The 13,671-nt window shown below is 55.9% G+C and carries 9 protein-coding genes; all 9 read left to right on the top strand.

Features of this window, described 5'->3' with window-relative positions; genetic code table 11:
* Positions 1-11 precede the first annotated feature (11 nt).
* The 9 genes from ACZ1GS_RS08690 to rnr all read left to right on the top strand — a co-directional run bounded on the left by ACZ1GS_RS08690 (position 12) and on the right by rnr (position 13,617).
* Complete coding sequence (locus ACZ1GS_RS08690; RefSeq protein ID WP_472694815.1) at positions 12-797, top strand: enoyl-CoA hydratase-related protein; 786 nt, start codon at positions 12-14, stop codon at positions 795-797.
* Positions 797-2,935: a methylmalonyl-CoA mutase gene (gene scpA / locus ACZ1GS_RS08685; RefSeq protein WP_472694814.1), complete on the top strand. Its 2,139-nt coding sequence runs from the start codon at positions 797-799 to the stop codon at positions 2,933-2,935. Before ACZ1GS_RS08690 ends, scpA begins: the two co-directional genes overlap by 1 nt.
* Positions 2,932-3,942, top strand: coding sequence for a biotin synthase BioB (gene bioB, locus ACZ1GS_RS08680; protein ID WP_472694813.1), 1,011 nt, complete (start codon positions 2,932-2,934; stop codon positions 3,940-3,942). Before scpA ends, bioB begins: the two co-directional genes overlap by 4 nt.
* Positions 3,943-4,178: 236 nt before the next feature.
* Entirely contained in the window at positions 4,179-6,149 is a 1,971-nt protein-coding gene (locus ACZ1GS_RS08675; RefSeq protein WP_472694812.1) for an acetyl-CoA carboxylase biotin carboxylase subunit, read from the top strand.
* Between the two features lie 64 nt (positions 6,150-6,213).
* Complete coding sequence (locus ACZ1GS_RS08670; RefSeq protein WP_472694811.1) at positions 6,214-7,851, top strand: MFS transporter; 1,638 nt, start codon at positions 6,214-6,216, stop codon at positions 7,849-7,851.
* A 19-nt stretch (positions 7,852-7,870) separates the two neighbouring features.
* Positions 7,871-8,926 (top strand): alanine racemase, encoded by a 1,056-nt coding sequence (alr, locus tag ACZ1GS_RS08665; protein WP_472694810.1) that lies wholly within the window; start codon positions 7,871-7,873, stop codon positions 8,924-8,926.
* A gap of 199 nt (positions 8,927-9,125) precedes the next feature.
* The gene (gene phaR / locus ACZ1GS_RS08660) at positions 9,126-9,749 is read left to right on the top strand and encodes a polyhydroxyalkanoate synthesis repressor PhaR (RefSeq protein ID WP_472694809.1); all 624 of its coding nucleotides are present in this window, start codon (positions 9,126-9,128) and stop codon (positions 9,747-9,749) included.
* 53 nt (positions 9,750-9,802) lie between these two features.
* Complete coding sequence (gene proS, locus ACZ1GS_RS08655) at positions 9,803-11,338, top strand: proline--tRNA ligase (RefSeq protein ID WP_472694808.1); 1,536 nt, start codon at positions 9,803-9,805, stop codon at positions 11,336-11,338.
* A complete protein-coding gene (gene rnr, locus ACZ1GS_RS08650) occupies positions 11,338-13,617 on the top strand; it encodes a ribonuclease R (RefSeq protein ID WP_472694807.1) in 2,280 nt (759 codons plus the stop codon). The genes proS and rnr overlap by 1 nt, the downstream gene beginning before the upstream one ends.
* The last annotated feature ends 54 nt before the right edge of the window (positions 13,618-13,671 follow it).

Below are 13,671 nucleotides of genomic sequence, written 5' to 3'. Positions count from 1 at the left end.
AGGGACAAAACATGGAATTCGAGAATATCAAACTGGACATTGCCGATCAGGTGGCAACCATCACGCTGAATCAGCCGAGCCGTCTCAACGCCTGCTCACTGGCGATGGCCGACGATATCAACCTTGCGCTGGACAAGCTCGAAGATGCGCGGGCGGTGATCATCACCGGTGAAGGTCGCGCCTTTTGTGCCGGGGCCGATCTGCAGGCCAAGGGCGGCGACAGCGCGCTATCCGGGGGGCAGGGGTCCTATGCGGCGCTTAACCAGCATTATAACCCGCTAATGCTCAAGCTGGCGAAGCTCGATATTCCAACCGTCACAGCCGTGAACGGACCAGCCGCCGGGGTCGGCTGTTCCATCGCACTGGCGAGCGATTTTGCGATTGCCGGGAAATCGGCCTATTTTCTGCAGGCATTTGTCAATATAGGCTTGGTGCCGGATGGCGGAGCGAGCTGGATGCTGACTCGCCTGGTCGGCAAGGCCCGGGCAACAGAGATGATGTTGCTCGGTGAAAAGATACCGGGTGACAAAGCCGCAGATTGGGGACTGGTTTACAAATGTGTCGACGATGCAGAATTAATGAGTGAAGCGCAGACGCTGGCGAAGCGCCTCGCAGCCGGACCAACCGTCGCGCTTGGCGTTATGCGTCAAAATCTGGCGGCGGCGCTTGAAAGCGACTATGCTTCGGCTCTCGTAAAAGAGGCAGAAGGGCAAAGAATTGCGGGTGACAGCCAGGATGCACGCGAAGGCGCAATCGCCTTTCTGCAGAAACGCAAAGCGGAGTTTAAAGGGCAATAATGACAGGCAAGCCGACAGTTCAGGATTGGGAAGCGCTGGCCGACAAAGAGGTCAAAGGGCGCGACCTGACATGGGAAACCCCGGAAGGTATCGCGGTAAAGCCGCTCTATACGGCGGATGATGCTGGCGATCCGGGACTCCCAGGCTTTGGCCCGTTCACCCGGGGTGTGAAGGCCAGCATGTATGCCGGTCGCCCCTGGACTATCCGGCAATATGCGGGTTTCTCGACCGCCGAAGAATCCAACGCCTTTTATCGCCGCAATCTGGCGGCAGGTCAGAAAGGTCTGTCGGTGGCCTTCGATCTCGCGACGCACCGCGGCTATGACAGCGACCATCCGCGGGTTGTCGGGGACGTCGGCAAGGCCGGTGTGGCGATTGACAGCGTCGAGGATATGAAAATCCTGTTCGACGGCATTCCGCTGGATACGATGTCCGTCTCGATGACGATGAACGGCGCGGTCATCCCGTGCCTCGCTTTCTATATTGTTGCTGCGGAAGAGCAGGGGGTTTCGCAGGAACAACTGTCCGGTACGATCCAGAATGATATTCTCAAAGAGTTCATGGTCCGGAACACCTATATCTATCCGCCAGCGCCGTCGATGCGGATCATTTCCGACATTATCGGCTACACTTCCGCCCATATGCCGAAATTCAACAGCATTTCGATCAGCGGCTATCATATGCATGAAGCCGGAGCGACAGCCGTACAGGAGCTCGCCTTCACGATAGCCGACGGCCGCGAATATGCCCAGCAGGCCATGGCAACCGGCCTGGACATTGATGCTTTTGCCGGTCGACTGAGTTTCTTCTTCGGGATCGGTATGAACTTCTTCATGGAAGTCGCAAAATTGCGCGCGGCCCGGACATTGTGGCATCGGGTCATGACCGATCTTGGTGCGCAGTCAGAGCGTTCCAAGATGCTGCGCACCCATTGCCAGACATCCGGCGTTTCGCTGACCGAACAGGATCCCTATAACAATGTGATCCGGACAACCATCGAAGCGATGGCAGCAACATTGGGTGGGACTCAATCGCTGCACACCAATGCGCTGGATGAGGCCATTGCCCTGCCAACCGATTTCTCTGCCCGGATCGCGCGGAACACGCAGATCGTGTTGCAGGAAGAAGCCGGGATCACCAAGGTCGTCGATCCTCTCGGCGGCAGCTACTATATCGAAGCACTGACTAGCGAACTGGTCGACAAGGCCTGGGAAATTATCGAGCGGGTCGGGAACGAAGGCGGTATGGCTAAGGCGGTCGCCGAGGGCTGGCCGAAAAGCATGATCGAAGAGGCAGCTGCCGGACGCCAGGCGCGGGTCGACAAGGGCGAGGACGTGATTGTCGGCGTGAACAAATATGTGCTGGAAGACGAGGATCAGCTCGAGACGCTCGATATCGACAATGCCAAAGTTCGGCAGGGGCAGATCGCCCGCCTCGACAAGATGCGCAAGGAGCGGGACGAAGCTGCGTGCCAGGCGGCCTTGAAAGCGATTACCGCCGGCGCAAAAGGTGAGGGCAATATGCTGGCGCTGGCAGTCGATGCAGCGCGGGCGCGGGCATCGCTTGGAGAGATATCCGATGCGATGGAGGCGGCCTTTGGCCGATATGCGACCCAGCCCACACCGGTAAAAGGCATTTACGGGGCGGCTTATGAAGGCGATCCGAAATATGCATCGGTGGTTGATGGCGTCGATGCGGTATCCCAGCGTCTGGGCCGGAAGCCGAAAATTCTCGTCGCGAAAATGGGGCAGGACGGCCATGATCGCGGCGCTAACGTGGTCTCGAGCGCCTTTACAGACATGGGTTTTGACGTGATTTCCGGGCCGTTGTTTCAAACGCCGGCGGAAACCCGCGACCTGGCCCTGTCAGAAAATGTCGACGCGGTCGGGGCCTCCAGCCTCGCTGCAGGACACAAGACGCTGATCCCCGAACTGATCACCATGCTGAAAGATTCAGGACGCAGCGATATCAAGGTTTTTGCCGGCGGCGTGATCCCGCCGCAGGATTATGAGTATTTGCGCAAATCGGGGGTTGTCGGAATCTATGGACCGGGCAGCAATATTGTGGAATGTGCGGCCGATATATTGCGTCTGCTGGGACATAATATGCCACCCGAAACCGAGGAAGCCGCTGAATGACCGAAATTCGCAATGACTGGAACCGCGACGAAATCGCGGCATTGTTTGACCTGCCGTTTACCGAGCTGCTGTTTCAGGCAGCCACGGCGCACCGCTCCTATCACAAACCGGATGAGGTACAACTGTGTACCTTGCTGAGCATAAAGACCGGCGGTTGCCCGGAAGATTGCGGCTATTGCAGCCAGTCAGTCCATGCCGACAGCGGCGTCAAAGCGACCAAATTGATGGATGTCCGCCAAGTTCTGCAATCCGCTGCGCAAGCCAAGGATGCCGGATCGCAGCGTTTCTGCATGGGGGCTGCCTGGCGCAATCCCAAGGATCGTGACATGCCGGCAATTATCGAGATCGTGAATGGCGTGCGCAGCATGGGCATGGAAACCTGCATGACATTGGGCATGCTGACACCAGAACAGGCCAAGATGCTCGCCGATGCGGGCCTGGATTATTACAATCACAATATTGATAGCAGCCCGGAATATTACGAAAAGGCGATCTCGACTCGCAAGATGGAAGATCGTTTGGATACGCTGCAAAATGTCCGTGACAGCGGGATTAACGTCTGCTCGGGCGGAATTATCGGCATGGGTGAAACGCGCGAAGATCGTGTTGGTTTTGTCCATACGCTGGCGACGCTCGAACAACATCCCGAAAGTGTACCAGTCAATGCATTGGTTCCGGTCAAAGGCACGGTGCTCGGCGATATGTTGTCAGACACGCCGATGGCCAAGATTGACGATATCGAGTTTGTTCGAACTGTTGCGGTCGCGCGGATCACGATGCCTAAATCCATGGTTCGGCTCAGCGCGGGGCGCGAGAGCATGAGTGAAGCCACCCAGGCTCTCTGCTTCTTGGCCGGTGCGAATTCGATCTTTACTGGCGACAAACTGCTCACTGCACCCAATGCCGGCGATGACAGTGATGCAGCGCTGTTCGCCCGTCTGGGGTTGAAGGCGCTCGAAGGCGAAGAGCCGATGCGAGCCGAAAAGACACTGGAGGCTGCTGAGTGATATTGGACCATTCTCTGGCCAAAATTTTCGTCGCGGTTGCTGTCGGGATTTTGTGGTTCGGCCTTTCGTTGTTCCTTTGGAATATTGCCAGCGCCCAGCTTGGTAGTTGTGAAAATGCGCTTCAGATTGAAACAGCCCGCAACGGGTCCTGCGGACCATCTGTTCCGATTTTGATATCCATCATTCTGCCATATCTCTTTTTCCTGTTTGTGATTGTTCGCGAGAAAAAATAAGCCATGTTCAAAAAAATCCTGATCGCCAACCGTGGCGAAATCGCCTGTCGGGTTATCCGCACTGCTCAGAAAATGGGCATTAAGACCGTCGCGGTTTATTCCGATGCCGACGCGCGGGCGCCGCATGTCAAGATGGCTGACGAAGCGGTGCATATGGGCCCGTCTCCGGCAGCCGAATCCTATTTGATAGCCGACAAGATTATCGCGGCTTGCAAGGAAACGGGCGCGGAAGCGGTGCATCCGGGCTATGGTTTCCTGTCCGAACGGACCAGTTTCCCCGAACAGCTGGCCGAAAATGACATCGCCTTTATCGGACCACCGCCCAATGCCATCGCCGCGATGGGCGACAAGATCGAATCCAAGAAGTTGGCCGAAAAGGCTGGAGTCAGCGTGGTTCCGGGGCATATCGGCGAAATTGACGATACCGAACATGCGGTCGAGATTGCCGGAGGTATTGGCTATCCCGTGATGATGAAAGCTAGCGCCGGTGGCGGCGGTAAGGGCATGCGTCTCGCCTGGAACGAGAAAGACGTCCGCGAAGGTTTTGAAGCCACCAAGCGCGAGGGTCTTGCCAGCTTTGGTGATGATCGGGTGTTTATTGAAAAGTTTATCGAACAGCCGCGCCATATCGAAATCCAGGTGCTCGGCGACAAGCATGGCAATGTCATCTATCTCGGCGAGCGCGAATGTTCGATCCAGCGGCGCCATCAGAAAGTGGTCGAAGAAGCGCCATCGCCCTTTGTCGATCCCGAGATGCGCAAGAAAATGGGCGAACAGGCGGTCGCGCTGTCCAAGGCTGTGGATTATCACAGCGCCGGAACGGTGGAGCTGATTGTCGGGGCTGACAAGAGCTTCTATTTTCTCGAAATGAACACCCGTCTGCAGGTTGAACATCCGGTCACGGAATATATTACCGGACTGGACCTGGTCGAACAAATGATCCGGGTAGCCTATGGCGAGAAATTGCCACTCACCCAGGACGATGTCACCTTGACCGGCTGGGCGGTTGAAAATCGCGTTTATGCCGAGGATCCTTATCGCAATTTCCTGCCGTCGACTGGACGTCTGGTGAAATACCGCCCACCTGAAGAAGAAGACGGCATACGGGTCGATGATGGCGTTGCGGAAGGCGGGGAAGTTTCGATCTTCTATGATCCGATGATCGCCAAGCTGATCACCTATGGGGAGACCCGTATCGAAGCGATTGATCGCCAGATTGATGCGCTTAACCGGTTCGAGATAACCGGTCCCGGGCATAATATCGATTTTCTCTCGGCGCTCATGCAGCACGACCGGTTCCGGGAAGGCAATATCACCACCAATTTTATCGCCGAGGAATATCCCGATGGCTTTCAGGGCGCTCCGGCGTCGGCAGAGCTGCTCCGGAACCTTTCGGCCATCGCCGCTTTTGCGGCAACCGCCCATGCTGATCGCGCGCGCCGCGTCGATAATCAACTGGGCAAACGGTTGCAGCCGCCTTCTGAATGGCAAGTTAAGATCGGAGACGCCGTCCATGCGGTTTCGGTATCCGAAGACGGTATTTTGGTTGATGACCAGGATGTTGATTTGTCGCTCGCTTACACGCCGGGCGACAGTCTGATTCTGGCGACCGTCGACGACGATCCGCTGTCCGTAAAAATAGACCGGACCGCGAATGGATTTACTCTCAACACCCATGGGGCAACCCACAAGGCGCAGGTACTTCCTGCACATATTGCCCAGCATGCGGTGCATATGATCGAGAAAATACCGCCGGATCTCTCCAAATTCCTGCTCTGCCCGATGCCGGGCTTGCTGGTCGCTCTGCATGTCGCTGAGGGAGACAAGGTCGAGGAAGGTCAACCACTGGCTGTGGTTGAAGCCATGAAAATGGAGAATATCCTGCGGGCCGAGAAAAATGCCGTGGTAAAATCGGTCAACGCAGAGCAGGGCGACAGCCTGGCGGTTGACGCGGTGATTCTGGAATTGGAATGATGGATTGTGCGCTGTTCCGAACCGGGATAGCGCGATGGGTTCATGGGTTTGAGGGGATCAGATAATGGCCAGTGAGGCAGGGGCAGCAATGCAGCGGGAACCGACCGACAAGGAGATCAGACTTGTCATTGGAGCTTCGTCTGCAGGGACCGTGTTCGAATGGTATGATTTCTTCATCTACGGCACCTTGTTCTACATTATCGGTCCCACTTTCTTTCCGAGCGGAAACGAAACCCTCGAGATATTGATGGTCTGGGCAACCTTTGCCATCGGCTTTGGATTCCGTCCGGTTGGCGCGATTTTGTTTGGCTTTCTGGGAGACAAGCTGGGACGGAAATATACCTTTCTGGTAACGGTGACCCTGATGGGCATTGCAACGGCAGGGGTCGGCTTGATTCCCAGCGCCGCTTCAATCGGCCTGGCGGCGCCGCTAATTGTGATATTCCTCCGCATCCTGCAAGGACTGGCGTTGGGCGGCGAATATGGCGGTGCCGCAATTTACGTCGCCGAACATGCGCCCACCGAAAAGCGCGGCTATTTTACAAGCTATATTCAGGCGAGCGTTGCCGGCGGCTTTGTCCTGTCAATCGGCGTGGTGCTGGCCTGCCGGTTCCTGATTCCGGAAGCGGAATTCGAAGCCTGGGGCTGGCGTGTGCCCTTCCTGCTGTCGATCATCCTGCTCGGGATATCCCTCTGGATGCGGCTGAAGCTCAACGAAAGCCCGGTTTTTCAGGCTATGAAAGCAGAGGGACAAACCTCCAAAAACCCGTTTACCGAGAGTTTTTCCTATCCCGGAAACAAGAAGCGAATCTTTGTCGCCCTGTTCGGCATCACCGGCATCTTGACCACTATCTGGTACACCGCCTTTTTCTCTGGCATGTCGTTTCTGCGCGGACCGATGAACGTCGACAATCTGACGGTTGATCTGATCCTGTTCTTTGCAGGACTGGTTTCCATGTCTTTCTATCTTATGGTTGGTAAATGGTCGGACCGGGTCGGCCGCAAGAAGCCGATATTAGTGGGCGCTGTATTGGCATTGCTGCTGCTTTTCCCATCTTTTTGGGGGCTTGGGCAGCTGGCCAATCCAGGACTGTCAGCTTCGGCCGCGGCAGCACCGGTCGTGGTTCAGGGTGAGCAGTGTGAAACCGATCCTTTTGCGGATCTGTTCAGCCGTGAACAAAGCGACTGCGGTAAATTGCTTGAAACCCTGACTGCAGCCGGTGTGCCCTATGACGTTGTGGACGATCCGACGCCAGCTCTGTTTGCAGGCGGTCAGGAAATCACCATTGATCAGGAGTGGCTGGCTGACGGTGCAGCGCGCCAAGCGGGCATTCGAGCGGAACTGAGCAAATATGGCTTTGACTTCACCAAGCAGAATCCGGGAACAGCCCGGGTTCTGGGTATCGTCGCGATCCTGCTCATTCTCGGAATGCTCAGTGCGCTGACTTATGGCTCGGTCGCAGCGCTATTGTCAGAGATGTTTCCACCAAAGATCCGGTATAGTTCGATGTCGATACCCTATCATATCGGAGCCGGCTATCTTGGCGGCTTCCTGCCGCTGATTGCGGGCTATATCGTGGCCCGCTCGGGAGATATTTATTCCGGGCTCTGGTACACGTGGATCGTCGTGGCATTTGGCCTTGTCATCGCCTGGTGGGGCATACCCGAGGATCCCGAGGCGGCTCTCGACGAAACGCGATAATCAGCCTAACGCTGCAGCGATGAGAGAAGATACGAGCCTTGCGCCTGCCACCGCACGTTTGCGCCTGGACAGCAACGCGCTGGTCCAGAACTGGACGCATCTTGATCGTCTGAGCGGTTCGGCCAGCGCCGGCGCGGCGATCAAGGCTGATGCTTATGGGCTCGGGGCGAAGGACGTTGTGGTTCGATTGCAAAAGGCCGGTTGTCGGGATTTCTTTGTCGCAACCTGGCGAGAAGCCGAGCAGATCGAAGCATTGCTGGCTCCGGATTCGGCCCTGTCTGTGCTGAACGGGGTCGACGCATCCGACTTGCCGTACGCAATCCGCTCGCGCGCCAAGCCCGTCCTCAACAGCCTGAATCAGGCCCAGCAATGGCGACCCACCGGGCGGCCTTGTGATATCATGATCAACAGCGGCATGAACCGGTTGGGAATTAACAAGTCCGAGCTGGAGCAGATAGACTGGGCGCTATTCGATATTGATATGGTCATGAGTCATCTGGCTTCTGCCGACGAGAACAGCGGTCAGAATGCCGATCAACTGGCCGACTATCAATCAGCTCTAACATGCGTCTCCGGCAAAAGACGGAGCCTTGCCAATAGCGCCGGCATTGCGCTCGGATCGGCCTATCATTTCGATACCACCCGACCCGGTCTTGCCATTTATGGCGGTGTTCCGCGCGCCGAACTGTCGGCATCGATCCAGCAAGTTGCGTTTCCGGAAGCCCGGATATTGCAGGTGCGAGAACTCCATAGCGGCGACAAGCTGGGCTATAATGCCCGTTATGTCGCCGATCGCAAACATGCTGTAGCGATCGTGTCGCTCGGCTATGCCGATGGCTATCTGCGGGGCTTTTCAAACAGCGGACAATTTCTGTTTGAAAAGAAGCGCTTACCGGTCCTGGGCCGGGTCTCGATGGATCTGATCGCCATCGATCTTTCTGCTGTGCCAAATCTGACGGAAGAGGATTGGGTGACCGCAGCCTATCATCTGCCCGAAGCAGCTGAGCAATCCGGACTGTCGCAATATGAGCTGCTGACCGGGCTGGGCGACCGATTTGATCGCCAATGGTGTTGATCACTGTGCGTACGCATCATCGCATACGCACAAGACATAATCCCTGCAATTCCGTGACGAACAGTCGCGATGTTGCCAATAAACCAGCATGTGTTGCGGCAATGCACAAATAGAGCTAATACAATCCCATATCAGTTATTGTTCGAAGCATCACAGCGTAAAAAATAGCTATGACCTGAGATGTTTAACGGGAGACACCATGGCCAAGACGAAAAAGGGCGACCCTGACGGTCCCATCATCATCAAGAAATATGCGAACCGGCGGCTCTACAACACGCAGTCTTCCAATTATATCACGCTGGATTTCCTTGCCGACATGACCCGCGAGGACATTGATTTCGTCGTGGTGGATGCCAAATCGGGGGAAGATATCACCCATAATGTGCTGACCCAGATCATCGTCGACGAAGAAAGCAGTGGGCAGAACATGCTGCCGGTCACTTTCCTGCGCCAGTTGATCTCGATGTATGGCAACAGCATGCAATCCTTGATGCCGTCCTATCTCGAGGCATCGATGGATAATTTCCGCAAGAACCAGAAGCAATTTCAGGAAGCCGTCGAAGGCGCGCTGAACAAGAATCCGCTTGGCCAGATGGCGGTCAAGAACCAGAAACAGTTTCAGGAAGCGGTCGAAAATGCCCTGAAGTCGAGCCCGCTCGGCGGCGTTTTCGAAAAAGCGCTCAACCCGCTGGGCTTGGGTGACAAGTCGTCTGCCGAGGAGGATCCGGCAGAAGAAGAGATTTCCGAGAAGGATCGGGAAATCATGGAACTCAAGCAACAACTGGCCGATATTCAATCGAAAATCGACAAGCTTGACGACTAGGCAGAATATAGCTGGCTCATAGACAGCACTAATATGCGGCAGGAACACAGTCTTTGAAAAAAAACGCACTCTCGGTCACCAGGGAAGCAGACTTCTCTGCATGGTATCAACAGCTCATTGCGGAAGCCGACCTGGCGGAAGAATCCGGCGTGCGGGGCTGCATGGTCATGCGGCCATGGGGTTATGGCATCTGGGAGCGGGTCCAGTTTCTGATGGATCAGCGGATCAAGGCTGCGGGCCATGAAAACTGCTATTTCCCGCTGTTCATTCCGCTCGACTATTTCGCCAAGGAAGCCGAACATGTTGATGGCTTTGCCAAGGAAATGGCGGTTGTCACGCATCACCGGTTGATGAAGAATGATGAAGGCGGACTGGTTGTTGATCCGGACGCCAAATTGGAAGAACCGCTGGTGGTTCGTCCAACCTCGGAAACCGTCATTGGCACCGCTTTTTCCCGCTGGGTGCAGAGCTGGCGGGATTTGCCAGTCATGATCAATCAATGGGCCAATGTGGTGCGCTGGGAAATGCGGACCCGGATGTTCCTGCGGACCAGCGAATTTCTTTGGCAGGAAGGCCATACTGCTCACGCATCCAAAGCCGAGGCGATGGAAGAAACACTCGATATTCTGGAATTATATCGCAGCTTTTCCGAAGATGTCCTTGCGATGCCGGTTGTCGCAGGAGAAAAACCGGAAAATGAACGGTTCCCAGGGGCTGATGCGACCTATTCAATCGAGGCGATGATGCAGGACGGGAAGGCTCTTCAGGCCGGGACCAGTCATTTCCTCGGGCAGACATTCAGCAAGGCGCAGAATATTCGCTTTCAGGACAAGGATGGTCAGTTTCAATTTGCCTATACAACAAGTTGGGGCACCTCGACCCGGTTAATCGGCGGCGTGATCATGACCCATGGCGATGATGACGGACTGCGGGTTCCGCCGCTGATTGCACCCTATCAGGTGGTTATTGTTCCGATGCTGCGCGACAAGGCGGAAGACGAAGCGGTGCTCGATTTCTGTCAGGATCTGGAAAAGGAAATTCGCGGTCTTCAAGCCTTTGGTGAGAATGTACGGGTCAAGCTGGACAAGACTGGCGCGAAAGCATCCAACAAGCGCTGGGCCTGGGTCAAGAAAGGCGCGCCGTTCATAGTGGAAATCGGCCCTCGCGATGTTGATGGCGGCAATGTTTCCGTCATTCGCCGTGATGCCATGTATCGCGAAGACGGCAAGCTCGACAGCGCGATTATGGCGAAAGCGACGTTTCTGGAGCAAATTCCTGCAGTGTTGCAGGACATCCAGGCCAATTTGCATCAAGAGGCCAAAGACCGCCTCGCTGGCAATATCAAGAAGGATATTGTCGACTTTGAAGGCGTTGCGCGCTTCTACAAAGAAAATAAGAAATATCCAGGATGGCTGGAAGTCGAGTGGTGCAAGGCCACTGGCGATGAGCTGGAAGCGATTGTCGAGAAATTGAAGAAACTGAAGCTGACCTTCCGCAATGTACCGGTCGATGGTGCACCGGTGGAGGGCAAGTGCGTCTTTACCGGACGACCGGCGGTGGAGCGTATTCTGGTTGGCAAAGCCTATTAATGGCAAAGCCAACCAAAGCCCATAAGCCGAAACAGGTACCCTCTCGCAAACAGATACTGGATTTCATCGAACGGTCCGATCAACCCGCGGGCAAGCGTGAAATCGCCAAAGCCTTTGGCCTGCGTGGATCGGACAAGATCGCTCTCAAAGCCCTGTTAAAGGATATGGCGGATGAAGGCTTGATCGACAGCACACCGGGCAGGGCCTTCCATAAAATGGGCGGCGTCCCCAAAGTGACGGTCCTGAAAATTATCGAGATCGACGGCAATGAAGCCATTGGCGTGCCGGAGAAATGGCAGGCTGAAGGCATTGCTGTGCCCAAATTACGGATCAAGGAAAAAGGGCGCAGGGCCGCTCTCGCCGTTGGTGACCGGATCTTGGCCAGAACCGAAGCCCGTGGGCAGGGGCATATTGCCTTCATGATGAAAAAGCTCGCCCAGAGCAGCGAGATGATGCTGGGCGTTGTCGAGCAAGATGAGGCTGGGCGCTATTGGCTCAAACCGGTCGACCGTAAAATCAGGCGCAGCACCGCCATTGGCGATATTGGCGATGCGGTTGTCGGGAATCTGGTGCTGGCGGAACCCTATGGTCGCGGATCTCATATCAAGGCAAAAGTGAAGGAAGTCCTCGGCGATCCTTTTGCGCCCAAAGCATTTAGCCTGATTGCCTTGCATAAATATGACATTCCCCAGGAGTTTCCTGAGGCGGTGATCAAACAATCCGAACAAGCTACCCAATTGGCTTTGGATAAAGACCAGCGGGAGGATTTGACCCATTTGCCGATTGTGGCCATTGATCCTGCCGATGCGCGTGATCATGATGACGCCATCTGGGCCACTGCCGATGATGATCCGAACAATATCGGCGGCTACAAGGCCATTGTCGCGATTGCGGATGTCTCCTTCTATGTCCGACCCGGTACGGATATCGATAAGGAAGCGCTGAAACGCGGCAATAGCGTCTATTTTCCCGATCGCGTCGTGCCGATGTTGCCGGAAGCATTGTCCACCGACGTCTGTTCGTTGAAACAGCATCAGGACCGCGCGGCTTTGGCCTGCCATTTGACAATCAACGCCAAGGGGCAGGTGGTGTCTTCGCGGTTCACCCGCGCGATCGTGCGCCTTGCGAGCAACATCGCCTATGAGGACGCTCAGGCCGCGATTGATGGCCGGATGGATCATGATCTGAAGACTGATGTGCTGGAACCGCTCTGGCAGTGCTGGAAATTGCTCTTCAAGGCGCGCAATCATCGTGAACCACTGGATCTCGATCTTCCCGAAAAACGCGTCATTCTGGACGATGCCGGACGCATTCAGGAAATCGCCGTCCGGGATCGGCTCGACGCCCATCGGCTGGTAGAAGATTATATGATCGCGGCCAATGTGGCTGCGGCGAAAATGCTCGAAAGCAAGAAGTCACCGGTTATTTATCGCGTGCATGAAACCCCTTCGCGGGAGAAGTTGATTGCCCTGAAAGACTATCTCAAGAGCTTCGACGTGAGCTTCGCGATGGGCCAGGTGATCAAGCCGGCGGTGTTCAATCGGTTGATCGCGCAGGTTGGCGAAGCCGAGATACTCCCGCTGGTCATGGAACAGATACTGCGCAGCCAGACCCAGGCCTATTATGGGGCCACCAATGCCGGGCATTTCGGCCTTTCACTCGGCAGTTATGCCCATTTCACCAGTCCGATCCGGCGCTATGCCGATTTGATTGTCCACCGCGCCTTGGTCTATGCCTGCAAGCTCGAGCAACCCAAGCCCGGTCTTGACGGAATTCCGGACCGGAGCGGTCTCAGCGAAGAGCAGGCGGGTCGGCTTGATAGTATTGCCGAGAAAATTAGTCAGCTCGAGCGCCGGGCAATGATGGCCGAACGGGAAACCGTCGACCGCTATATCTCGGCCCATCTTGCCCAGCATGTGGGAGAAGTTCTGGCCTGCCGGATCACCGGTGTGCAGAATTTCGGGTTTTTTGCCACGGTCGAAACCTTCGGTGGAGACGGGCTCGTTCCCGTTCGCACCCTGGGCATCGAACGGTTTGACTATGACGAACAGAAGCAGCAGCTTAAAGGCATGGACAGCGGAACGGTCTATGCGGTTGGCCAGAAAATCGACCTGCGGTTGATCGAAGCCAATCCGGTGTCTGGCAGCCTGCTGTTTGAGCTCGCGGAAGGGGCCAATCATATGCCGGGCGGATCACGGCCCAGACGCGACGGCAAGGGGCGCCCTCATCGCAAAGGCAGGCGCGGTCGCCCGGGGAATATTCGCCACCGCAGCCGCTAGTGTAACTTCCGCTGATCAGCGCTCGAATAGCGGTTATTCACACCAACAAGGAAA

Source organism: Parasphingorhabdus sp. W113, from assembly GCF_055693205.1.
This window is presented reverse-complemented; position numbering and strand designations above follow the sequence as displayed.